Below are 23,706 nucleotides of genomic sequence, written 5' to 3'. Positions count from 1 at the left end.
CCCGCACCGCGCCTCCCGACCTCCCGTGCGCACGACCGGTGCCGCGCTCGGTCGCTCTCCACAGGTCGCGTTGCGCGCCCCTGCGCGTCGTCTGCACCTGGTAAGCAAGACGCATGACCGACGTCTCCACGCCTGCGCCCGGAACCAGAGCACTCGTCCTCGGCGGTGGTGGCGTCGCCGGCATCGCCTGGGAACTCGGGGTGCTGTCCGCCCTGCAGGACGCCGGGGTGGACCTCGACGCCGCGGACCTCGTCGTCGGGTCCAGCGCCGGCAGCGTCGTCGGCACCTTCGTCCGGTACGGCGCGGTGCAGCAGGCGTACGACCAGCAGCACGCAGCCGTCCCGACGACCTACGAGGAACCCGTCCCGATCGACGGCGAGGACTTCCAGCAGCGCGTCGGCGCCGTGCTCGACGGAGCCTCGTCCGACCAGGACGCCCGCGCCCGACTGGGCCTCCTCGCCCAGCGCACCACCGACGGGCAGACCGACGACGAGCGCACGGCCACCTTCGCCGAGACCCTCCCGTCGACGGAGTGGCCGGCGAAGCCGCTCGCCCTCACCGCGATCGACGCGACCGACGGCACCTTCCGCGTGCTCACCGCGGCCGACGCCGTGCCGCTCCCCCGCGCCGTCGCCGCGAGCTGCTCGGTGCCGCTCGTCTGGTCACCGGTCGGGATCGAGGGCCGCCCCTACGTCGACGGGGGCATGCGCTCCGCCACGAACGCGGACGTCGCCGCCGGGTACGAACGCGTCCTCGTGATCGCGTGCGGTCCCGAGGGGCCGTCGCCGCTCGGGCCGTGGCTCGACGTCGCGGTCGAGGGGCTCCGGGCGGCCGGTAGCTCGGTCGAGGTCGTCGTCGCCGACAGCACCTCGCAGCAGGCCTTCGGCACGAACTCGCTCTCGCTGTCCACGCAGGCACCCGCCGCCGATGCCGGACGGACGCAGGGCGCTGCCGTGGCCGAGGGCATCGCCGCGTTCTGGGCGTGAGTTCTCCACAGACCGCCGAGTGACCGTGTCGGGTTCCGGGAGCGCCGCTAGCGTGGGTGCATGACGACGCCGTTCTCGGACCTCGACCAGTACACAGCCCTCCCCCGCGTGGACGGGATCGCTGTGAGTCCGGACGGCTCCCGGGTCGCGCTGACCGTCAGCGTGCTCGACGCCGACGGCACGGGCTACCGGCGGTCGGTCTGGGCGGTCCCCGGAACGGCGGACGCTGCGGCCGCTCCGGTGCGCTTGACGCGCTCGGCCAAGGGCGAAGGCGGCGTCTCGTTCACGCGCACCGGTGACCTGCTGTTCGTCTCCGGCCGCCCCGACGGCGAAGGCGACAAGGACAGCGACGCCGCGCAGCTCTGGGTCCTCCCCGCCGCCGGTGGTGAGGCACGACCGGTCACGAAGCTCGCGGGCGGGGTCGGTGGCGTCCTCGGCACCGCATCGCACTCGGACACGATCGCGGTCACGGCCGGGCTGCTGCCGGGTGCCGGCACGGAACGGACCGGTGTGGTCGCCGCCGACGCCGAGCTGCGCGGACGCCGGAAGGACCGGAAGGTGCAGGCGATCCTGCACGAGACGTACCCGGTCCGGTTCTGGGACCACGACCTCGGCCCCGACGAGACGCACGTGCTGACGCTCGACCTCGGCACGCTGCAGGAGAAGGCGACCACACCGTCAGCGACCGCCGCCGATCCTTCCGATGACGAGGCCGGACCCTCCTACCCGACGCACCTCCCCGTGCTCACCGACCTCACCCCCGCTCCGGGCCGCTCGCTCGAACACGTCGACGGGGTCGTCACGCCGGACGGTTCGGTCGTCGTGGCCACGGTCGGCGTGCAGGAAGCCCGCGGGTCCCGTTCGACGATCGTCGCGTTCGACGTCGCGACGGGCACGCGCACCGTGCTGCTCGACGACCCCGATGTCGACCACGAGATGCCGACGATCAGCCGTGACGGCCGGACGCTGGCATGGGTCCGGACCGAGCGGTTCACACCCCGCGGTGCGACCGAGCAGGAGATCTGGGTCGCCCGGTTCGACGGGTCCGCGCTGTCCGACGCACGGCGGATCGCGGTCGAATGGGACCGTTGGCCGAACGAGCTCGTGTTCGCGCACGACGACGGTGCGCTCCTGGCGACGGCGGACCACGACGGTCGCGCACCGGTGTTCCGGCTCCCGCTCGACGGCGGCGCCGTCGAACAGCTCACCCACGACGACTGGGCGTACTCGAGCCTGCGCGTGGCGGCGGCGAGCGGGACCGTGGTGGCGCTCCGTGCCTCCTGGGCCGCGCCGCTGCACCCCGTCCGGATCGAGGCCGACGGCACCGTGACGACCCTGGCGACCCCGGCGCCGCTGCCCGAGGTGCCCGGCCACCTCGAAGAGGTCGAGACGACCGCGGCCGACGGCTCCCGCGTCCGCGGCTGGCTCCTCCTGCCGAACGACGATGCCGGGACCGCCCCGCATCCGCTGCTGCTCTGGATCCACGGTGGTCCGCTCAACTCGTGGAACCAGTGGTCCTGGCGGTGGAACCCGCAGCTCGCCGCGGCCCGCGGGTACGCCGTGCTGCTGCCGGACCCCGCACTGTCGACCGGGTACGGTCTCGACTTCATCAACCGCGGCTGGAACGCGTGGGGGCAGGCGCCGTTCACCGACCTCATGGCGATCACCGACGCGGTCGTCGCCCGTGACGACGTCGACGAGACCCGGACGGCAGCGATGGGCGGGTCCTTCGGCGGCTACATGGCGAACTGGGTCGCCGGGCACACCGACCGGTTCCGGGCGATCGTCACGCACGCCAGCCTCTGGGCGCTCGACCAGTTCAACGGCACGACGGACATGTCGCAGTACTGGCAGTCGATCTTCGACGAGACCGGGCTGCACGAGAACGACCCGCACCGGTTCGTCGCGGACATCACGTCGCCGATGCTCGTGATCCACGGCGACAAGGACTACCGGGTGCCGATCGGCGAGGGGCTGCGTCTCTGGTCGGAGTTGGCGGAGCACCACGCGGCGGACGACGGGACGATGCCGCACCGGTTCCTGTACTTCCCGGACGAGAACCACTGGGTGCTCAAGCCACAGCACGCGGTGGTCTGGTACGAGACGGTGTTCGCGTTCCTCGAGCAGCACGTGCTCGGGGGCGAGTGGCGGCGGCCGGAGTTGCTCGGGTAGCGGGGCGGGCGCCGCGCGGGCGCGCGGGGTGCCGGCGCGCGGCGTGTCACACGCGATCCGCGACACGGCACGAGTCGATCGACGCGTGGAATGTCGATCACCGCACCCATCACCCGCGGCCCGACCGTGACCGCACGGCTTGCGACGTTCCGCGCGTCGATCGACACGCGGAACGTCGCGAACACGCGCCCCAGCCCGGCCCGCCCCTCAGACGAACGCGGCCTGCCCCGTGATCGCCCGCCCCACGATGAGCGTGTTCACCTCGCGCGTCCCCTCGTACGAGTAGATCGCCTCGGCGTCGGCGAAGAACCGCGCGACACCCTTCTCGAGCACGATCCCGTTGCCGCCCTGCACCTCGCGGCACCACCCCACGGTCTCGCGCATCTTCGCCGTCGCGAACGCCTTCGCCATCGCCGAGTGCTCGTCGGCACCGGTGCCGGCGTCCTGCATCGCCGACGCCTGCGTGCACAGAGCGATCGACGCGGTGATGTTCGCGAGGGACTTCACGAGCAGGTCCTGCACCATCTGGTGCGCTGCGATCGGCTTGCCGAACTGCACGCGGGAACGGGCGTAGTCGAGCGCGGCCTCGTAGGCGCCGACCGCGATGCCGATCGCCTGCCACGCCACCTCGGTGCGGGTCAGGCGGAGCACTTCGGCGGTCGCGCGGAACGAGTCGGCGTGCTGCAGCCGTCGCGACTCCGGCACTCGGACGCCGGTCATGACGATGTCGGCGTTCTGCACCCCGCGGAGTGCGATCTTGTCCTCGATCTTCGTCGCCGTGAACCCCGGCGTGTCCGTCGTGACGAGGAAGCCCTTCACCTGACCGTCGGCGACGTCCTTCGCCCAGATCACGACGACGTCCGCGAAGGTCGCGTTGCCGATCCAGCGCTTCTCGCCGTCGAGCACCCACGTGTCGCCCTCTCGCCGGGCCGTCGTGCGGAGCCCCCGAGCGGAGTCGCTGCCGGACAGCGGCTCGGTCAGCCCGAACGCCCCGACGAGCTCGCCGGAGGCCATGCGGGGCAACCACTCCTGCTGCTGCTCGTCACTGCCGGCCACCGCGATCGAGTTCATCGCCAGGCCGGACTGCACGCCGATGAACGTCGCGACACTGGCGTCCACACGCCCGAGCTCGAGCGCCGCCCACCCGCGGTAGACCGCCGAGTTCTCGAACTGCCGGACGAGCGGGATGCCCGGCCCGTACATGCCGAGCTCGGACAGCGGCTTGATCACCTGCATCGGGAACTCGGCGCGCGCCCAGTACTCGTCCGCGATCGGGCGCACGTCGGACTCGAGGTACGTGCGCAGCCGTCCGAGTGACTCGCGCTCCTGGTCGGTCAACCCCTCCTGGAACCGGTAGAAGTCGGACTCGAGGAGCGCGGGGATGGCCGTCGTCAGTGACATACACTGATCGTGCATCATTCTGCGAAACGTTGCAAGGGAGGAGCGCGTGTACACATCGGATTCTGCGCTGCGCGCGTTCCGGGAGGCGCGACACACCTTCATCGCCGGCTCACGCATCGACATGGGCGCGCTCGCCACCTCGCTCGGCGTGGACCGCACGTCGCTGTTCCGGTGGGTGGGCAACCGTGACCGGTTGCTGTCCGAGATCCTCTGGTCCCTCGCCGTGCCGACGTTCGACGCGGCGGCCGCCGCGGCGGCTCTCGCCGGGGCCCCGCGCATCGTCGACGTGCTCGACCGGTTCACGGCGGACCTGATCGACGCGCCCTACTTCCGGTCGTTCCTCACCCGCGAGCCAGCCCGGGCACTCCGCCTGCTGACCACCACCGAGAGCGACGTGCAGAGCCGGTTCGTCGGCCGGGTCACCGCCCTCGTCGAGGAGCAACGCGTCGCCGGCGCGTTCGACCCGACGCCGCTCTCCGCCGAGGAGCTCGCCCGGCTGCTCGTCCGGATCTCCGAGTCCTTCACGTACGCCGACCTCATCTCCGGCCAGACGCCGGACCCCGAACGCGCACGAGCCACGTTCGAGTACGTCCTCCGACCGACCACGACAGGAGCCCGATGACCATCGCCGACTACCCCTTCGTCCGGCTCTACCCCACCCGGTGGAACGACAACGACATGTTCGGGCACGTGAACAACACGATCTACTACAGCGCGATGGACAACGCGGCCACCTACTGGTTCCGCGAGGAAGCCGGCCTCGACCCGTTCGCGTCCGAGTGGATCGCCGTGCTGGTGTCGTCGAGCTGCCGGTTCGTCGAGTCGGCGGTGTGGCCCGACGTCATCGAGGTCGGCATGCGCTCGAAGCACCTCGGGAACACGAGCCTGTCGTGGGAGTTCGGCCTGTTCCGCCAGTCCGACGGCGCGCTGCTCGCGACCGGGGAGTTCGCGCACGTCATCATCGACCGCGAGGGCGCCCGTCGGCCGATCCCCCTCCCGGACGACCTGCGCGAGCTCGTCACCGCCACGATGGCGACGCCCGCACGGTCACCCGAGCCCGAGCCTCAGGGGCGGTAGTCCTCGCGGCGGGGGTTGTTGAGCCGCACCGCGAGGTCGTCACCGGCCGGGTCGTGGCCGTTGCGCGTCCCGATCACCTTCACGACGGTCGACAGCACGAAACCGATCCCCCGACCGATGACCCGCACGATGCGCATGCGTCGAGGATAGCTCGCGTCAGCCCTTCAGCGCCGCCAGCTCGAGGTTGATGTCGTCGGGGTCCTGCACCGACAGGATGACCATGCCCGCGTCACCGAGGTCGGTCACCTCGCCGTGCTCCACCCCGGCCGCGTCGAGTCGCGCGGCCGCCTCGTGGAGTTCGTCCACCGACCCGACGACGAAGCTCACGTGGTCGAGGCCGACCGTCTCCGAGTCGAACCGCTGGCCCGCCGGCGCGACTGGACGGAGCCCGAACACCTGGTCGCCGAGCCGGAAGACGCTGCCGCCGTAGAAGCGCTCCCGGTCCTCGCGGACGCCCGGCTCGTCGATCTGGTCGCTGAAGTCGATCGCCGGGTCGGTGCCGAGCAGCTGCTGGTAGAAGGCCTTGCTGCGGTGGATGTCGGTCACGGTCACACGGACGTGGGCGAGTGCGGTGGGTCGGGCGAACGGTTCGGTCACGGGAGTGCTCCTCAGGCAAGGGGCCGGCAGGGTCCGGCCCACCCCGACGCAACGCGCCCCACCTGACCGGACGCCCCGACCGTGCGGCCACCGGACAGCGCGCCGCGTCGAACCACGAATCCGACATCAGACCAGGCCGGTGCCCTGGTTCGATGTCGGTTCCCTGGTTCGAAGCGAGATCGCCCGTACGACGACCGAGTGCGGCCGGCGGCGCCCGGCGGCACGCAGCCGCCCTAGATCAGGTCGTCCGTCAAGTGGTTCGGCGTGCCGAAGCGGTGCGCCGTGATCGACACCGCCTGCTCCCGCACGAACGGCAGGACCTCGAGGCGCCCGGCCTCGGTCACCGGCTCCCCGTACACGGCCACGTCCGGCCGACCACCGATCGCCGTGTACAGCGCCGACGTGTCGCCACCGATGAGCCGCACGCGCCCGGACGGACCACTCGCCACCGCCGAGGCGAACGCCGCGTCGGAGTGCGACTGCGTCAGCGACCGGACGTTCGGCAGCGCCCGGACGGCCGAGGCGACGTCGGCCGGCAGGGTCGACACGGTCGAGACGTCGATCGTCGTCCCGGCGCGGACGGACGCCGCGACGACGCGGACCAGATCGGCGACCCCGTCATCGGAGGCAGAGGCAGCGAGGCGCACCCGCACCGCCGGGTACGGCAGGTACCGCGCGATGTTCCGCTCCGCCGTCAGCGCGGACACGTCGGTCGCCGTGCCGAAGAGCGACGCCCACGCCTGCTCGTCGGACGCCACGGCCCGGTCGAGCGACGGCGACGCCACCCCGGCGGCACGGACGAACGCGGCGACCGCGGACGAGAGAGACGAACCGGACGCGGCCGGAGCAGGCGCCCAGGACCCGAGCCCGAGCAGGTAGTTCAGCCCACCGGCCTTCGTCCCGGCACCGACGGCCGACTTCTTCCACCCGCCGAACGGCTGGCGTCGGACGATCGCGCCCGTGATGCCACGGTTGACGTAGAGGTTGCCCGCCTCGATGCGCCCGAGCCAGGTGCCGATCTCGGCGCGGTCGAGGGAGTGCAGGCCCGAGGTCAGGCCGTAGTCGACCTCGTTGACGATGTCGATCGCCTCGTCCAGCGTGCGCGCGGTCATGATGCCGAGGATCGGCCCGAAGTACTCCGTGCGGTGGAACGCCGACCCGCGGCGGACACCGTCACGGACACCGGGGCTCCAGAGCGTGCCGGAGTCGTCGAGCTTCGCGGGCTGCACGGCCCACGACTCTCCCGCGCCGAGCGTCGTCAGGCCGTCCAGGAGCTTGCCGGCGGCGGGCTCGATGACCGGCCCCATCTGTGTGGTGGGGTCGGTCGGGTAGCCGACGGTCAGCGACGACACCGCGTCGATGAGCTGCGAGCGGAAGCGTCGCGAGGTGGCGACCGAGCCGACGAGCACGACGAGGGACGCGGCCGAGCACTTCTGCCCCGCGTGCCCGAAGGCCGAGGCGACGACGTCCTTCACGGCCAGGTCGAGGTCGGCGGACGGGGTGACGATGATCGCGTTCTTGCCCGAGGTCTCGGCGAGCAGCGGCAGGTCCGGCCGGAAGGACCGGAACAGCGAAGCGGTCTCGTACGCCCCGGTGAGGATCACCCGGTCGACGAGCGGCGACGCGACGAGCTGCTGCCCGAGGTCGTTCTCCGACACCTGCAGGAACGCGAGCACGTCGGCCGGGGCGCCCATGGCGTCGAGTGCGGTCTCGATGATCGACGCGAGGACGGCACCGGAGCGCTCGGCGGGCGGCGCGGGCTTCAGCACGACGGCGGACCCGGCCGCGAGCGCGGCGAGGGTGGACCCGGCGGGGATCGCGACCGGGAAGTTCCACGGCGGCGCGACGAGCGTGAGAGCGGCCGGGGTGAAGGACGCGCCGTCGACCTCGTCGAGCTCGGCCGCGAGCGAACCGTAGAAGTGCGCGAAGTCGATCGCCTCGGACACCTCGGGGTCGGCCTGGTCGATGGTCTTGCCGGTCTCGGACGCCATCACCTCGACGAGGGCTGCGCGGTTCGCCTCGAGTGCGTCGCCGACGGCGTGGAGCACCGCGCCACGCGCGGCACCGGACCAGGTCCCCCAGACGGCACCGGCGTCACGGACGCGACCGAGCGCGGTGTCGAGCGCCGTGGCGGAGTCGACCCGCGCCTCCTGGACGGCACGGACGCCGAGCGTCGACGACGCGACTCGGTCCGTGATCGCAGCACCCCACGATCGCACCGCGGCGACCGACGGGTCGCTGTCCGGCGTGTTCTCGAAGTGCCCCGGGCCGGGGCGATCGACGGCGGCGTAGCGGTCGGCGACGCGGTGCGATGCGGGGGCATCGAGCCCACCGGGCAGTGCGAGGGGGGCGAGCGACGCGCGGAAGCGCTCCTCCTCGCGGGCGAACAGGGCGGGCGAGGACACCAGGGAGAACACCGCGGACATGAAGTTCTCCTGCGACGCGCCTTCCTCGAGGCGGCGGATCAGGTACGCGATCGCGACGTCGAACTCCTGCGGGTGCACGACGGGCGTGTAGAGCAGGAGCGATCCGACGGTGTTCTTGACCGCAGAAGCCTGCCCCTGCGCCATGCCGAGCAGCATCTCGAACTCGATGCCGTCCCGGACGCCGCGCTCCCCGGCGAGCAGCCAGGCGTGCGCGACGTCGAAGAGGTTGTGGCCGGCGACCCCGACGCGGACGTTCTCGATGCGCGACGGCGTCAGCGCCCAGTCGAGCACTCGCTTGTAGTTGGTGTCGGAGTCCTGCTTGGTGTGCCAGGTGGCGAGCGGCCAGCCGTGCACCGACGCCTCGACCTGCTCCATCGGCAGGTTGGCGCCCTTGACGAGGCGGACCTTGATGCCGGCACCGCCGCGGGCACGGCGGGCGGCGGACCACTCCTGCAGGTGCTCCATCGCGGCGAGCGCGTCGGGCAGGTACGCCTGGAGCACGATGCCGGCTTCGAGGCCGAGGAACTCCGGCTCGTCGAGGAGCTTCGTGAAGACCGCGATGGTGAGGTCGAGGTCCTTGTACTCCTCCATGTCGAGGTTGATGAACTTCGCCGGGGACGCCGATGCGGCACGGCGGAACAGCGGGCGGAGCTTCTCGATGATGTCCTCGACCGCGTGGTCGAACGCCCACGGGGAGTGCGGGTGCACGGTGGAGGAGACCTTGATCGACACGTAGTCGACGTCGTCGCGGGCGAGGAGCTTGTGCGTGCCCTCGAGTCGGCGGGCTGCTTCGCCCTCGCCGAGGACGGCCTCGCCGAGCAGGTTGACGTTGAGCCGGACGCCGTCGCGCTTGATCTTCGCGATGGCCGGCCCGAGCTTGGCGTCGGTCGCGTCGACGATGAGGTGGCCGACCATCTCGCGGAGCACGCGGCGGGCGATCGGGACGACGACGCCGGGGAGCGCCGGCGCCATCCCGCCGCCGAGTCGGACGAGCCCGCGGAGTGCGGCGGGCAGGAAGCCGGGCGCACCGGGCGCGATCGCACGGAGCTTGCGTGCGGCGACGCCGAGGTCCTCGGGGCGGACGACGCCGTCGACGAACCCGACGGCGAAGTCGAGGCCGGCGGGGTCGGCGAGCACTCCGGCGAGCTGCTTCGCCGAGCCGTCGACCGGGTAGGTCTCGGCTTCGGCGAGCCACTGTCGCACGAGCGCGACGGACTGGTCCGCGAGGGCGTCGTGGTCGGTGGCGGGGTGCTCGTGCAGGGTCGTCATGGCATCAGTGTGGAGCCCGCCATGCTGAAGCGGAAGCAACGTTTCGTGACGGATACCCATCAGCGACACTAAAGTGTCGGCATGCTCGACGTCCGCCGCCTGGTCCTCCTCCGGGAGCTCTCGATCCGTGGCACGATCGCCGCCGTGGCCGAGGCCGTGAACTTCACGCCGTCGGCCGTCTCGCAGCAGCTCTCCGCCCTGGAACGCGAGGCCGGCGTACCCCTGCTCCGCAAGGCCGGACGGCGGCTCCAGCTCACCCCGCAGGCCGAGGTGCTCGTCCAGGCTGCGGGGCACGTGCTCGACGTCCTCGAGCGGGCGCAGTCCGAGGTCGAGGAGACCATGCCGACCGTGCAGGGTCGGATCCGGGTGGCGGTGTTCCAGTCCGCGGCGCTCGCCCTGATGCCGAACGCCCTGCACGCGATGGCGACCGAGCACCCGGACGTCCGCATCGAGATGGTGCAGCGCGAGCCGGAGACCGCACTGCACGAGACGTGGATCCGGGACTTCGACATGGTCATCGCCGAGCAGTACCCCGCGCACGCGGCACCGCGGCTCCCCGGACTGCAACGCGAGGACCTCACGACCGACGCCGTCCGTCTGGCGCTGCCCCCGGTCGACACGGCCCTCGCGCCGGTGTCGTCGATCGAGGACGCCGCGGCGCTGCCGTGGGTGATGGAGCCGCGCGGGACCGCGTCGCGGCACTTCGCCGAGCAGGTCTGCCGTCGCTGGGGTTTCGAGCCCGACGTGCGGTACGAGACCGCCGACCTGCAGACGCAGATCCGGCTCGTCGAGTCCGGCAACGCCGCGAGCCTCATGCCGGACCTCATGTGGACGGGCCGGACCACGACGTGCCGGTTGGTGGAGCTGCCGGAGCACCCGCGGCGGACGATCTTCACGGTGGTCCGAGCGGCCGGGTCCTCGTCGCCGGCGGTCCGCGCCCTCCGCTCGGCCCTCGAGCGCGCTGCCGCGACCGTCGGCGACTGACCGTCGGCGACCGATCCGAGCGCGACCGACCGTCGGCGACTGACCCGACGGCGACCGACCCGAGCGCGACCGATCGGTCGCTCCGTCGTCGTTACCGGACCGAGACGTACCGGGTCGTCAGGATCGTCGGCGCCGCGACACCTCCAGGATGAGGGCACCTCCCGGTGCCCCGCACAGCATCCAGGGGGATCCCATGAAGCAGTCCTGCACCGCCAGTGTCCGACGCGGCGCCGCCATCGGCGCAGCCGTCGCCATCGTCACTGCCTCCTCGGCGTTCGGCATCGGCGCGACGAGCGCGATGGCCGACGAGGCTCCGACATCGCTCACGCCCGCCACCACCGTCACGACCGGCACGTCCGACGGCTCGGGAGGCGCGGCGAGCGACCCCACGTCGCCCACCGCCGACGAGACGGGGACGACTCCCCCCGTGGTCACCGACGACCCCGCCGAGTCGCCCGGACCGGTCCCGACGCCCGACGCGACCACGGACCCGACAGCGGCACCGGAGCCGTCCGCCACCACGACCGCACCCGCGGCGACCGCGGCGACCGCGCCGGCCGAGGAGGCTCCGGACCAGTCCGCCGCCGCGGCGCTCGCCTTCCCCGAGGGCACGAGCGCCGACGCCCCGCTGGTCCTCACCGCGACGGTGGGCGACACCGTGTCCCGGACGTTCACCGCGACGGGCGGGTCGGGCACCGTGTCGTACAAGGTGCGCGGCGCGAACGGCAGCCCGGTCATCGGCCAGGGCGACTTCAACAGCGACTTCTCGTTCGACGGGACCACCGGCACGCTGTCCGGGTCGCCTCGGTACGCCCTGCGGACCTACACGTTCCAGGTCATCGCCACGAGCGGCTCCGAGACCGCCGTCGAGTACGTCGAGCTCACGGTGAAGCCCGGTGCCCCGGTCGGTGTCACCTTCTCGGTCGCCGCGCAGGAGACCTCCGGCCTGTGGCAGGTCGAGCCGGACGGCACGATCTGGGAGGAAGCAGTCGGCAAGGGACGAGTCCGCATCGTCTCCGACGTCCCCGTCGCGACCGGGACGACACTCTCGCTGGCTGGTCTCGCGGTCGACGCCTACGGCAACCGCGTGACCGGGAGCGACCAGGACGACGACTACCCCCGGTCGACCGTCACGAGCACCGTGTCGTCCGACCGTGCGGTGTGGGACCCGGCGGGTGCGAACCTCGTGACCTTCACCGAGGCGGGCACCCGCACGGTGACCGTGTCCGAGGGCGGCGTGTCCACGTCCTTCACGGTCGTGGTCACCGACGAGCCGTTCGCGTTCGTCGACCCGTCGTCCGCCGACGCTCCGATCGCCATCACCCCGACCGCGGGCGAGGAGTTCACGCGGACGTTCGACGTGTCGGGCGCGACCGACCCGTCCGACCTCCGCTACGAGCTCCGCGGGGTCCAGGGCGAGCCCTTCGACGAGACGTACGCCCGGAACGGGCTCGACCTCGCCGTCGACCCGACCACGGGCGTGCTCACCGGGACCGGCACGGCGGCGACGTCGTTCCGCTTCCAGGTCGTCGCGACGAGCGGCGGGAAGGAGGCCGTCGCGAACGTCGAGGTCACCGTGTCGCCCGCGGCCTTCGCGAAGCTCGTCGTCGCGGTCCTGCCGTCCGACCGGGACCCGGAGTCGGAGACCTGGGCGGTCGACGGCGACACGATCACGCACAGCACCCCGGACGGCGGTTCGGAGGTCGTCGACGCGGTCCCCGCACGGCAGGGGCAGCGCATGCTCGTGCTCGCGGTGCCGGTCGACGCCTACGGGAACGCGGTCGCCGACCACGACGACCTGACCATCACGAGCGACGTCGCGAGTGACCGAATCGCCTACGACCCGAGCACCGCCGCGACCTGGGTCACGTTCGAGCACGCCTCGCCGCACGTCGTGACCGTCGCGTACCAGGACCGCACGCAGGACATCCGGTTCGACGTCACCCCGACCGCGGCGACGGCGGGAGCCACCACGAACACGGGCTCCGGCCGTCTCGCCTACACCGGCGCGGAGACCTCGGGTCCCCTCGCCTGGGCGCTCGGACTGCTCGCCGCCGGCGGCGGACTGCTGGTCCACCGGCTGCGTCGCCGTCGCGCCTGAGACGCGACCGTCCGGCGGACCGGGAGGCGCGGTGCCAGCTGGCACCGCGCCTCCCGTCATCGTCGGCGTGCCTGAGTGAACCGGAATGCCCCGGGGACGCCTGCGGTCGTACCGTCGTCGCTGACAGGAGCGGATCGCCGCCCTGCACAGAACGACCAGGGGATCTCATGAACACCACCACGTCGTCGCGCCGTCGCGCGGCCCTCGTCACCGCCGTCGCGGTCGCCGTCGCCGCAGCCGGTTCGACCGCCGTCCTCGGCGTCGACGCCGCATCCGCCAGCACCACGGTCACGAGCCAGCACGCCGCGGCGACGCCCGCGCCGCTCGCCTTCACGCAGAGCTCCTCCGCCGCCCACCCGATCGCGCTGACCGCGACCGCGGGGAAGGCGTTCTCGCACACCTTCACCACCAACGCGAAGGCGGGGTCGGTCGCCTACGCAATGGACGAGCCGGCCGGGCCGACGGCGGACTCGCCGCGCGCGTCCGACCACTTCTCGGTGAACACGAACACCGGCGTCCTGTCCGGCACGGGGGTCGAGAGCGGCATCTGGGACTTCCAGGTCGTCGCCCTCCGCAACGGCGTCGAGGCCCACGCGTACGTGCAGCTCACCGTGGTCCCGGGGGCAGCGGTCGGCGTGCGGACGTACGTCTCGCAGCCGAACACGACCGCACCGATCTGGTACATCGCGCCGAACGGTGTCGTCCGCCAACGGCTGACCCCCACGAGCAAGGCGACGGTCGTCAAGACCGTCCCGGCGGTCCGGCTCGAGCAGCTCATCGTCACCGGGGTCGCGGTCGACGCCGAGGGCAACGTCATCAAGGCTCCCGACGAGGGCGGCGACGTGTCCACGGTCACGAGCAACGTCACGTCGGACCACGTCACCCGGACCGGCGCCCAGGACACGATCACGATCAGCGGTGCGTGGTCGCACCGTCTCACCGTGACCCAGGAGCACGCGCACACGTCGTTCACGGTCTCGGTGGCGCACGCCGCGCACTGAGTCGACCACGGGGAGCCGCGGGTGGCGCGCTGGACGGCACGCCACCCGCGGTTTCCCGCACGCACCCCCAACCCAGGTCACATTTCGTGCTCGGTGCTCCCGAGCACGCGCGCGTACCCCTACGATCCGATCAGGCCGAGGATTCTCGGCAGATTCTTACGATCCGGCACCCGACCGGACCTGAACACCTGGGGGAACACGTGCGCCGCAGCACTTCCACCGTCCGACGCGCCTGCGCGCTCGGGACCACCGCCGCGCTCATCGCGCTGACGACCGGTCTCGGCATCGCGACCGCGACCGCAGCACACGCCGAGGGCGCCGACACGTCGGTCCCGACGCAGACCGCGCCGGCCGACCCGACGCCGACCGACGCGCCGACGGACACCACGCCGACGGACGCGCCGACGGACCCGGCACCGACGGACGCGCCGACCGACACCGCGACGGACGCGCCGACGAGCACGCCGACGAGCACCACGGCACCGTCCGCTCCCGCACGGAACCAGACGCCGTCGGCCGCGTCGACGGACGCACCGGTCACGCCGCTGGCCGCCGACCCCGCCGTCACCGTCTCCGGCGACACCAAGGTGGGCTCGCAGCTCACGGCGGACACGACCGGGTTCGACGAGGACGGTTCGTTCAAGTACGTCTGGACCGAGGCCGACGCCGGCCCGACGCCGACGACGATCGCCAAGACCAAGACCTTCACGGTCGACCAGACCGAGGCGGGCAAGCAGCTCGTCGTGACCGTGACCGGCGACCTGCCGGGCGGCGGCAAGGAGACCGTGACCTCGGACCCCTCCGCGGTCGTCACGCAGGACCCGGTGTTCGTCGACGCGGACGGCAAGCCCATCACCGAGGGCACCGAGGCGGACGTCGACGTGCTGCCCCTCGAGGCCACCGCCGGTGACCCGTTCTCGTACACGTTCCGCGCCCAGGGGTACCCGGCGCCGACCTACAAGCTGGACTGGTACTACGGCGACGAGGAGGACTCCGCCGACTCGATCGTCGAGTCGAAGTCGCAGGCCGACTCCATCGCGATCGGGTACGGCTTCGAGGAGGACGACGACTTCACCGTCGACGACCAGCTCCCCGAGGGCATCACGTTCGACCCGACCACGGGCGAGCTGAGCGGCACCGCCACCCTCGCGTCGTTCTACGACTTCGCCGTCACGGCCACGAGCGGTGACGTCTCGACCACGCAGTACGTCGAGCTGACCGTCGACCACGCCGCCGCGTTCGGCATCACCGCGTTCACGACCGACGAGAAGTCGATCACCGCGCGGGACAAGCGCATCTGGCTCATCCAGCCCGACGGCTCGATCTACACCGTCGACCTGTCGACCGACGAGGACGGCTTCCCCGAGGAGCTCACCCTCACGCCGACCGGCCGTCCCACCGTGGCGCAGGGCGGCACGCTCATCGTGTCCGGCTCGCCCGTCGACCGCTTCGGCAACGACGCGTCGGACTTCGACGACGAGGGCAACCCGACGTTCGTCCCGACGGTGACCTCGGACGTCTCCACCGACGTGGTCGCTCCGTACGAGGAGAACGGCGCCGAGGGGCAGGGCGTCTTCGGCGTCACGTTCCCGCACGCGTCGATCCACACCCTCACGGTCGCGAGCGGCGCGCTGCAGCCGCTCTCGTTCGCGGTCGACGTGCGTCCGACGACCCCGACGGTGGCCGTCGTCACGCCCACCACCGCGAAGGGCCAGCTCGCCTACACCGGTTCCGACGCGACGGGTGCCCTCCCCTGGGCCCTCGCGCTCGTCCTCGCCGGCGCCGGTCTGATCGGTGTGCGCACGCTGCGCCGCCGTCACGCCCAGCGCTGACGCCCAGACGCCTCCCGCCAGTCGCGTGCCCGCGTGACTGACGGGAGGCCCACCTCGGCCCCGCCTCGCCCCTCACCGGCGCGGCGGGGCCGTTCCCGTCATCCGGTGGGTGTCGGTCGGTAGCGTGGGGACCATGCCCACGCTCCTGCACATCGACTCCTCGGCCGACCTCGCGCACTCCCGCTCCCGCGCCCTCACCGCGGCCTTCGCGGACGCCTGGCGCGCACGCGGCCCGGAGTACACGGTCGTCCGCCGCGACCTGCACGTCGACCAGCTCCCCCACCTCGAGACCTCGGCGCTGCACTGGGCCGCCGCCGACCGCACGGACGACGAGGTCGTGGCCCCCGAGGCCGACGCGCTCCGGCAGGAGGTGATCGACGAACTCCTCGGCGCCGACGTCGTCGTGGTCGGTGCGCCGCTGTACAACTACACCGTGCCGTCGACGCTCAAGGCGTGGATCGACCGCATCCACGTGCCGGGTGTCCTCGCCGGTGCCGTGCAGCCGCTCGCGGGGCGTCCGGTCGTCACCGTCGTCAGCCGGGGTGCCACGTACGACGCCGGGACCCCGACGGAGGGCTGGGACCACGGCTCCCCGGTCCTGCACCTCATCCTCGGGACCGCGCTCGGCATGAAGCCGTACCCGATCACCGTGAGTGCGACCCTGGCGGACCGGCTGCCCGACCTCGCGCCGCTCGCGGACCACGCCGCCGCGGAGTTCGCCGACGCGAAGACGACCCTGGAGCGCCTCGCCGCGACGCTCGGCTGACGCGGGGCGCCTGCGCCCGCGGCGGCAGCGGCGCCCCGCACAACCGAAGTCCATCCGCGCCGCGGCAATCCGCGGCGCGGAGGCACTTGCGTTGTGCGACGGCGGTGCGAACCGCGGCGCCGAGGCCGCTGCGGCCGGCGGGGTCAGGCGGGGCGGACCTCGTCCGCGCGACCGAGCAGCGCCGCGTGGAACGCCGTCTGCGTCAGCGCGCTCGCGAGCAGGAACCCCGTCATCGACTCGATGCCCCCGCTGAAGGGCACCCGGGACGCCACCTCGTAGAGCGTCGGCGAGGACAGGCCGTCGAGCGCGTCGGCGACGTGCCGCGACCGTTCCTCGCGGTGCCGCGCCAGGGTGCGGGCCCGGCCGACGACGTCACGGAAGCGGTACTCGTGGCCGGGGCAGACCTCGAGGTCGGCGTACCCGTCGAGCCGTCCGAGCGAGGCCAGGTAGTCGCCGAGCGGGTTCGTGGCGGTTCGGCCCCCGAGCCCGATCCCGGAGTTGATGCGGGGCAGGACGTGGTCGCCGGTGAACAGCAGGCCGTCCTCCGCGTCGACGAAGCAGCAGTGTCCGGCGGTGTGCCCGGGGGTCCACAGCGTCCGGATCGTCCGACCGGCGACCGGCAGCACGTCGCCGTCCTCGAGCAGCAGGTCCGCGAAGGGCTCCGCCGTCCGACCGAGCCCGATCCATCGTCCGCTCCCCCAGGCCTCGACCACGCCGGCGCGCAGGTGCTCCGGCAGTCCCCACGTCGCGATGTCGGCGTCGTTCGCCGCGGCGTCCGCCCGCTCCCGGTGCAGCGCCTCGACCTCGAGCCGGTGCATGGCGACCCGGGCGCCGGTGGCCCGTCGGATCGCCGCCGCGGCACCGAGGTGGTCCGCGTGCAGGTGCGTCACGACGACCAGCCCGACGTCGTCGAGCGACCGCCCGATCGCCGTGAGGCCGTCGCGGAGCACGTCGAGACCGTCGTCGGCGGTCCACCCGGGGTCGATCAGCGCGAGCGAGCCGTCGGAGCCCTCGAGAACGTACACGAGCGTCGCGTCGGGCACCCCGAAGCGGAACGGCACGGCGAGGGTCCAGATGCCCGGCCGGACCTCCTCCACGGGCGGCAGGACGCCGTCGCGGAGCGCGGCGGCCTGCACGGGACTGATCGGTTCCGGTGCCGGCGCTGCCGGCGGGGGCACGGTCGTCACGCGACCACCCTACTGAGGTGCGGGTCGCGACCGGGCCGAGCCGCGCCTCCAGGGCCACGGCCACCCGACGACGGAGCGACACCTGCCGGACGGACGCGGCCGCCCGAGTAGACAGGACGCATGGAGATCGCACCGATGCTCGCCAAGGCCGTCCCCACCGTCCCCGAACCCGACAGCGTGCGCGGCGGACTCCGGTACGAGCCGAAGTGGGACGGGTTCCGCGGCATCGTGACCATCGACGGCGACGACGTGGAGATCGGCAGCCGCGGTGCGAAGCCCCTCACCCGGTACTTCCCCGAGCTCGTCGAGGCCTTCCGCGCACAGTTCGGTGGCCGCGAGCACCCGGTGGTCCTCGACGGCGAGGTGATCCTGCGCTCCGGCGACGCCGGCGCGGAGCGGCTCGACTGGGAGGCGCTGTCGCAGCGGATCCACCCCGCGGCCTCGCGGATCGCGAAGCTCAGAGCCGAGACACCCGCGCAGTTCGTGGCGTTCGACCTGCTCGCGGTGGACGGTACGGAGCTCCTGGACCTGCCGTTCGACGAGCGTCGGTCGCGCCTGGACACGCTGTCGCAGGACATGTCCGACCCGCTGTTCGTCACGCGCACCACGCTCGACGTCGACCTCGCCCGCGAGTGGCTGACCACGTTCGAGGGCGCCGGGCTCGACGGTGTCGTCGCGAAGCCCCGGGCGAAGCCGTACGAGCCGAACAAGCGCACCATGCTCAAGGTCAAGCACCACCGCACGGCCGACGTCGTCGCGATCGGGTACCGCGTGCACAAGAGCGGGACCGGCGTCGGCTCGCTGCTCGTCGGGTTGTACGGCGACGACGGCGAGCTCCGGCAGGTGGGCGGCGTGTCCGCCTTCTCCGACAAGCGACGGGTCGAGTTGGTGGACGAGCTCGACCGGGTGGTCCTCCGGGATGCGGACGGGAGGCCCGTCACCGGTGACGGGGAACGCTCGCGGTTCTCGTCGGGTCGCGACACGTCGTTCGTCCGGCTGGCGCCGTCGCTGGTCCTGGAGGTGCGGTACGACCAGATGGAGGGCGATCGGTTCCGGCACACGGTCCAGTTCGAGCGGTGGCGTCCCGACCGCGAGGCTGCCTCGTGCGGCTTCGACCAGCTCGAGGTCCCGGCGGCGTACGACCTCGACGCCGTGCTGCTGTCCGATTGACGCTCGACGATTGATGTAGTTAGGCTAACTAGGTAACTTCTTCCATGCGGATGCATCCGCATCGAGCAGACGGGAGCGGGACATGATCATCGACGGCATCAGCGACGCCCACCGCGGGACCTGGTCCCGACTGACGCGCCTGCACACGGCGAGCGTCTCGCTCCCGACACACACCACGCGCGTCGCCGAGCCCGAGGGCCGCGCCGAGGACTGCGCCGCCGTCTGACCCGGTCAGGCCTTCTTCGCGCGTGACGGTTGCACGCGCGGCGGCTCCCCCGGCATCTTCGGGAAGTCCGGCGGGAAGGGCAGCTCGCCCTCGCCGTTCTCCAGGTCGCGCTCCCACCACGCCAGCAGCGGTGCGATGCTCGCGGGATCGTCGTGCATCGCCTGCCACGGGTCGCTCGTGGTCCGCAGCCGCTCCGGCACCGACCGGATCGTGAACGCCGTGGGATCGGCGTCGTCGAGTTCGTCCCACGCGATCGGCGTCGACACGGCCGCGTGCGCGAGGGCACGGGGACTGTAGGCACCGGCCATCGTCCGGTCGCGGTTCGCCTGGTTGAAGTCGACGAAGACGCGCTCCCCGCGCTCCTCCTTCCACCACGCGGTCGTCACCCGGTCCGGCATCCGTCGCTCGAGTTCGCGTGCGGCGGCGATGACCGCGTGCCGGACGTCGAGGAACTCGTACTCGGGCAGGATCGGCGCGAAGACGTGCAGCCCGCGGTTTCCGCTCGTCTTGATCCACGCCGTCAGCCCGACCTCGTCGAGCACCTTCCGGAGTTCGTGCGCGACGGGGACGGTGTCTTGGAAGTCGGTACCGGGCTGCGGGTCGAGGTCGATGCGGAGCTGGTCCGGGTGGTCGGGGTCCCCGGTGCGCGAGGCCCACGGGTGGAACACGACGGTGTTCATCTGCGCGGCCCACACCGCGACGGCCGGCTCGTCCACCACGAGCTGCGGGTGCTGCCGGCCGCTCGGGTAGGTGACGGTGACCGCGCGGACGTACTCGGGCGCGCCCTTCGGCGGGTTCTTCGAGAAGAACTGCTCGCCGTCGACGCCGCCCGGGAACCGCTGCAGCGAGATCGGGCGGTCGCCGTTGGCCCGGACGAACGCGTCACCGACGGCGACGAGGTACTCCGCCAGGTCGAGCTTCGTGATGCCGGGCTCGGGCCAGAGCACGCGGGAGGGGCTGCTGATCCGGACCTCCCGGTCGCCGTCCGGCCCCGGGACCGTCAGCGTCGTCGCTTCGCTCGCCATGCAGCGGACCGTACACGGGCGGGCCCGGGCCCGGCCGCAGCCCCCGGTCCGGGTCGGTCGGGGGCGCGGGCTGGGTCGGGGTCGGGGTCGGTCGGGGTCGCGGGCGGGATCGGGGTCGGTCGGGGTCGAGCGGGCGAAATGCGTCACGCTCGGCGTGCCTGACCGGCCGGTTCCGCCCGCTCGGCGAACCGCGCGCGGCATGTCCCGCCCGCCCGGGTGCACGATGGACGGGTGAACGCGTACCTCGGGGTGGACCTGGCATGGGGACTCGGCACCGCGACCCGCGCACCGAACGAGACCGGACTCGTCGCGATGGACACCGACGGAGCGGTCACCGACGCCGGCTGGGCCCGGGGCGTCGACGCCGTCACCGACTGGATCGCCGGGCACCTCGGCGAGCGCTCCCTCATCGCCGTGGACGCCTCACTCGTCGTGACGAACCCGACCGGCATCCGCGAGGCCGAACGGCAGGTGGGCCAGCGCTACGGCCGGTGGAAGGTCGCGGCGAACCCGACGAACCTCGCGTCGGCGGCGAGCGCCGGGGCCCGCCTGCTCGAGCGGCTGACGGCCCTGGGCGTCGGGTACGTGTCGTCGACCGCGGCAATGCGGGAGCGCACCGGTCCGGCGGTGTTCGAGTGCTACCCGTACACGACCCTCGTCGGGGTCGAGGAGCTCGGCTACGGCGTCGAGCGGCCGCGGTACAAGCGTCTCGACCTGCACGTCCCGCCGGCGACGGCCCGGGCACGACGAGCGGAGGCGTTCGACGAGCTCGTGCGTCGGCTGCGCGCGACGCCGCTGGACCCTCCGCTCCGGCTCGACACGCATCCGCTCACCCGGGCGCTCGCCGAACCCTCCGGGATCCACGGGCCGACGCACAAGCACCGGGAGGACCTGCTCGACGGGGCCCTCTGCGCCTGGACGGCCGCGTTCTGGGAGCGACACGGCGACGACCGCGTGCAGATCCTGGGAGGCGATCCGTGCCTCCCGTCCGACCCCGTGGACGAGGCGGGCCGACGGCCCGTCGTGGTGGCGCCCGCGCGCCCGTCGCAGCGGCCGACGCGCGGATAGGCTTGCGCGGTGAGCACCACCACCGAACCCCTGCGCATCGGGCTGGTGTCGCTGCACACCTCCCCCGGCGACGAACCCGGCTCCGGCGAGGTCGGCGGCATGAACGTCGTCGTCCGCCACCAGGCCGAGGCCCTCGCCGACCGCGGCCACCACGTCGACATCATCACGCGCCGCTCGTCGCCGACGCAGCCGGACTCGGTGTCGCTCGTGCCGGGCGTCTGCCTACGGTTCCTGTCGGCGGGGCCCGCCGAGCCGGTGCCCAAGGGCGAGCACGACGCGTTCATCGAGCCGTTCCGCCGCGAGCTCGAGCACCTCGGCCCGTTCGACGTGCTCCACTCGCACCACTGGTTCTCCGGCGCGGCCGCACTCCCCGTGGCCCGCGAGCGGGACATCCCCCACGTGCAGTCCTTCCACTCGATCGCCGCAGACAGCGACACGCCGCTGTCCGAGGGCGAGCGCCCGGAGTCCGACGGACGGATGGCCGGCGAGCGCATGCTCGCGCACGAGTCCGACGCGGTCGTCGTCGTGTCCTCGGCCGAGGCCGACACCGTCCGCACGCGGCTCGGCGGCGAGACCGGGCGCATCTGGATCGTGCCGCCGGGCGTCGACGGGTCGGTGTTCCGTCCGTCCGCCGCCGGTGCCCGCCGCGCGGACGTCCCGTACGTGGTCGCCGCCGCGCGGGTGCAGCCGTTGAAGGGGCTGGACCTCGCGATCGAGGCGATCGCCGGCATCAGCCAGGAGGCGCGACCCACCCTCGTCATCGCCGGGGACGCCTCGAGCGAGGCGGGTGACTACGTGGACGAACTGCGTCGGCTCGCGGCCCGCCTCGGGATCGCCGACCGCGTGACGTTCGTCGGTCCGCAGTCGCGGGCCGACCTGGCGTTCCTGTTCCGGGGCGCGGCAGCCGTGCTGGTCCCGTCGCACTCGGAGACGTACGGCCTCGTCGCGCTCGAGGGCTCCGCGTCCGGGGTGCCCGTCGTGGCCGCCGCTGCCGGAGGACTGCGGGAGGCCGTGGTCGACGGCGAGACCGGCGTGGTGCTCGAGTCCCGCGACCCGGCCGTCTGGGCGGCGGAGACGGAGCGGATCCTGACGGACGCGTCGTACGCGGCGTCGCTGGCCGCGGCCGGCCGGGAGCACGCGGAGCGCCTCAGCTGGGAGCGCTCGGCCGCCGGGCTCGAGGACGTGTACCGCCGGGTGCTGGGACGCGCGTGACCGGCGCCGGGCGGTTCGACGCGTTCTGGGCAGCGCTCGACGCCGTGCCGGTCGCGGACGACGCCGAGGCGCTGTACGACGTGTCGACCGCTGCCGGGCGGCTACGTCGGGCGAACCTCGAGCGGTACCTCTCGACCGTCGGAGCCCGGGCGGACACGCTCCTCGTCGCCGAGGCCCCGGGCTGGCGCGGCATGACGAACACCGGCGTGCCGTTCACGAGCATGCGGGAGCTCGGGCCGGACTACCTCGTCCCGCCGGAGCCGACCGCCCCGTGGGAGGCATCGTCCCGCGTCGTGCAGGCTGCCCTGGCGTCGTGGCACGGTGCGCTCCCGATGACGTGGGCGATCTTCCCGCACCACCCGTTCGCCGCCCCGGACCGGCTGACGAACCGGACGCCACGGCCGACCGAGGTCCGGGAGGGCGCGCCCGTCGCGCTCGCGCTGCTCGATGCGATGCGGGCCGGTCCGGGCAGCGATGACGTGCGGGTCGTCGCGGTGGGGCGGAAGGCGCAGGGCGCGTTGGCGCTGGCGGGGATCGACGCAGTGGCGGTGCGGCACCCGGCGCAGGGCGGGGCCGCGCAGTTCACGGAGCAGGCGCTGGCGCTCCGCCGCTGAGCGCGCGGGCGGGTGCGGGTGCGGCGAGACTCGGCTGGGCGGACAGTTTCGCGGCCGATCCCGCACGAGGGTGTCCGCGCAGCCGAGTCTCGGCTCGCAGGGGCGCGGCGCGCGGCGGCTCAGGCGGAGCGGACCTCGACGCCCTTCGCGGCGAGCCGCTCGACCACGTGCGCGGGCAGCGGTGCCGCGGCGTACACGGTGCCGAGGGCCGGCAGGTCGAGCACGTCGTCCCAGTTCTGCGGGTCGTACCGGTCGTCGGAGCCGTCCCACCCCGGGTGCACGTCCTGCAGGACCTCGAGGTCGGAGTCGACCGTCAGCTCCGTCACGAGCGACAGCTGCGACGGCAGGAGGTCGAGGTCGTCGTAGTACTCGCGCGCACGGTCGTCCTGCCCTTCGACATCGAGGTCCTCGTCGCTCTCGTCGTCGTCCCCGGCGTAGGGCTGGAGGACGTCGAGGTCGTAGCAGAGCACGTCGAGCACGAGGAGCTTCGCGTTGAAGTCGGCGAACTCCACGGGTTCCTCGGTCGTGTTCGTCTCGTCGTGCATGGCTGGGAGCGTAGCCGTCGCCACCCGAGAGCGCCCAGGGGCGGTGG

At 72.8% G+C, this 23,706-nt stretch carries 21 protein-coding genes; 14 read left to right on the top strand and 7 right to left on the bottom strand.

The genetic code is table 11. The features are described from left to right. Positions 1-113: 113 nt before the first annotated feature. Positions 114-986, top strand: coding sequence for a patatin-like phospholipase family protein (locus tag BIV03_RS18080; RefSeq protein WP_071296681.1), 873 nt, complete (start codon positions 114-116; stop codon positions 984-986). Between the two features lie 60 nt (positions 987-1,046). Then, a complete protein-coding gene (locus BIV03_RS18075; RefSeq protein ID WP_071296680.1) occupies positions 1,047-3,158 on the top strand; it encodes an alpha/beta fold hydrolase in 2,112 nt (703 codons plus the stop codon). A 207-nt stretch (positions 3,159-3,365) separates the two neighbouring features. Here BIV03_RS18075 and BIV03_RS18070 read toward each other — a convergent pair whose 3' ends face one another. After that, complete coding sequence (locus BIV03_RS18070) at positions 3,366-4,559, bottom strand: acyl-CoA dehydrogenase family protein (protein WP_071296679.1); 1,194 nt, start codon at positions 4,557-4,559, stop codon at positions 3,366-3,368. 46 nt (positions 4,560-4,605) lie between these two features. On the opposite strand from BIV03_RS18070, the gene BIV03_RS18065 reads away from it, so the two are divergent. Together BIV03_RS18065 and BIV03_RS18060 are read left to right on the top strand one after the other, a co-directional pair. Continuing rightward, positions 4,606-5,181: a QsdR family transcriptional regulator gene (locus tag BIV03_RS18065; protein WP_071296678.1), complete on the top strand. Its 576-nt coding sequence runs from the start codon at positions 4,606-4,608 to the stop codon at positions 5,179-5,181. Beyond that, positions 5,178-5,636 carry a thioesterase family protein gene (locus tag BIV03_RS18060; RefSeq protein ID WP_071296677.1) on the top strand — a complete coding sequence of 153 codons (459 nt, stop codon included), beginning with the start codon at positions 5,178-5,180 and terminating at the stop codon, positions 5,634-5,636. The genes BIV03_RS18065 and BIV03_RS18060 overlap by 4 nt, the downstream gene beginning before the upstream one ends. Here the strand turns inward: BIV03_RS18060 and BIV03_RS19985 are convergent. The 3 genes from BIV03_RS19985 to BIV03_RS18050 all read right to left on the bottom strand — a co-directional run bounded on the left by BIV03_RS19985 (position 5,624) and on the right by BIV03_RS18050 (position 9,928). Next, entirely contained in the window at positions 5,624-5,773 is a 150-nt protein-coding gene (locus BIV03_RS19985) for a hypothetical protein (protein ID WP_175475986.1), read from the bottom strand. The two genes, BIV03_RS18060 and BIV03_RS19985, sit on opposite strands and share 13 nt — an antisense overlap. 19 nt (positions 5,774-5,792) lie before the next feature. Continuing rightward, a complete protein-coding gene (locus tag BIV03_RS18055) occupies positions 5,793-6,233 on the bottom strand; it encodes a VOC family protein (protein WP_071296676.1) in 441 nt (146 codons plus the stop codon). Between the two features lie 233 nt (positions 6,234-6,466). Beyond that, positions 6,467-9,928, bottom strand: coding sequence for a bifunctional proline dehydrogenase/L-glutamate gamma-semialdehyde dehydrogenase (locus BIV03_RS18050; protein ID WP_071296675.1), 3,462 nt, complete (start codon positions 9,926-9,928; stop codon positions 6,467-6,469). A gap of 81 nt (positions 9,929-10,009) precedes the next feature. Between BIV03_RS18050 and BIV03_RS18045 the strand changes: the two genes are divergently transcribed. From BIV03_RS18045 to BIV03_RS18025, 5 genes are all read left to right on the top strand, one after another. Continuing rightward, positions 10,010-10,912: a LysR family transcriptional regulator gene (locus BIV03_RS18045; RefSeq protein WP_070418601.1), complete on the top strand. Its 903-nt coding sequence runs from the start codon at positions 10,010-10,012 to the stop codon at positions 10,910-10,912. A gap of 193 nt (positions 10,913-11,105) precedes the next feature. Continuing rightward, entirely contained in the window at positions 11,106-13,013 is a 1,908-nt protein-coding gene (locus BIV03_RS18040) for a hypothetical protein (protein WP_071296674.1), read from the top strand. A gap of 167 nt (positions 13,014-13,180) precedes the next feature. Next, positions 13,181-14,014, top strand: a complete 834-nt coding sequence (locus BIV03_RS18035; protein WP_071296673.1) for a hypothetical protein — start codon at positions 13,181-13,183, stop codon at positions 14,012-14,014. Positions 14,015-14,214: 200 nt separating this feature from the next. Beyond that, the gene (locus tag BIV03_RS18030; RefSeq protein WP_071296672.1) at positions 14,215-15,846 is read left to right on the top strand and encodes a putative Ig domain-containing protein; all 1,632 of its coding nucleotides are present in this window, start codon (positions 14,215-14,217) and stop codon (positions 15,844-15,846) included. Between the two features lie 133 nt (positions 15,847-15,979). Continuing rightward, the gene (locus BIV03_RS18025; RefSeq protein WP_070418597.1) at positions 15,980-16,612 is read left to right on the top strand and encodes an FMN-dependent NADH-azoreductase; all 633 of its coding nucleotides are present in this window, start codon (positions 15,980-15,982) and stop codon (positions 16,610-16,612) included. A 143-nt stretch (positions 16,613-16,755) separates the two neighbouring features. On the opposite strand, the gene BIV03_RS18020 is transcribed toward BIV03_RS18025, so the two are convergent. Beyond that, a complete protein-coding gene (locus BIV03_RS18020) occupies positions 16,756-17,799 on the bottom strand; it encodes an MBL fold metallo-hydrolase (protein ID WP_071296671.1) in 1,044 nt (347 codons plus the stop codon). Between the two features lie 120 nt (positions 17,800-17,919). Between BIV03_RS18020 and BIV03_RS18015 the strand changes: the two genes are divergently transcribed. After that, positions 17,920-18,969, top strand: coding sequence for an ATP-dependent DNA ligase (locus BIV03_RS18015; RefSeq protein ID WP_071296670.1), 1,050 nt, complete (start codon positions 17,920-17,922; stop codon positions 18,967-18,969). Between the two features lie 82 nt (positions 18,970-19,051). Further along, positions 19,052-19,195 carry a hypothetical protein gene (locus tag BIV03_RS19980; RefSeq protein WP_175473622.1) on the top strand — a complete coding sequence of 48 codons (144 nt, stop codon included), beginning with the start codon at positions 19,052-19,054 and terminating at the stop codon, positions 19,193-19,195. 5 nt (positions 19,196-19,200) lie between these two features. Here BIV03_RS19980 and ligD read toward each other — a convergent pair whose 3' ends face one another. Further along, positions 19,201-20,220, bottom strand: coding sequence for a non-homologous end-joining DNA ligase (gene ligD, locus BIV03_RS18010; RefSeq protein WP_071296669.1), 1,020 nt, complete (start codon positions 20,218-20,220; stop codon positions 19,201-19,203). A 231-nt stretch (positions 20,221-20,451) separates the two neighbouring features. Here ligD and BIV03_RS18005 point away from each other — a divergent pair, with 231 nt between their 5' ends. Genes BIV03_RS18005 through BIV03_RS17995 form a run of 3 tightly spaced genes read left to right on the top strand, consistent with a single transcriptional unit; the run spans position 20,452 to position 23,114 of the window. After that, positions 20,452-21,288, top strand: a complete 837-nt coding sequence (locus tag BIV03_RS18005; RefSeq protein ID WP_071296668.1) for a DUF429 domain-containing protein — start codon at positions 20,452-20,454, stop codon at positions 21,286-21,288. 9 nt (positions 21,289-21,297) lie between these two features. Further along, positions 21,298-22,500 carry a glycosyltransferase gene (locus tag BIV03_RS18000; RefSeq protein WP_071296667.1) on the top strand — a complete coding sequence of 401 codons (1,203 nt, stop codon included), beginning with the start codon at positions 21,298-21,300 and terminating at the stop codon, positions 22,498-22,500. After that, positions 22,497-23,114 carry a uracil-DNA glycosylase gene (locus BIV03_RS17995; protein WP_071296666.1) on the top strand — a complete coding sequence of 206 codons (618 nt, stop codon included), beginning with the start codon at positions 22,497-22,499 and terminating at the stop codon, positions 23,112-23,114. Before BIV03_RS18000 ends, BIV03_RS17995 begins: the two co-directional genes overlap by 4 nt. Before the next feature lie 119 nt (positions 23,115-23,233). On the opposite strand, the gene BIV03_RS17990 is transcribed toward BIV03_RS17995, so the two are convergent. Continuing rightward, a complete protein-coding gene (locus BIV03_RS17990; protein ID WP_071296665.1) occupies positions 23,234-23,659 on the bottom strand; it encodes a hypothetical protein in 426 nt (141 codons plus the stop codon). Positions 23,660-23,706: the final 47 nt, after the last annotated feature.

It is taken from the genome of Curtobacterium sp. MCBA15_016, from assembly GCF_001865105.1.
GTDB lineage: Bacteria > Actinomycetota > Actinomycetes > Actinomycetales > Microbacteriaceae > Curtobacterium.
The sequence above is the reverse complement of the archived record's forward strand: the minus strand, read 5'-3'. Positions and strand labels throughout refer to the sequence as shown.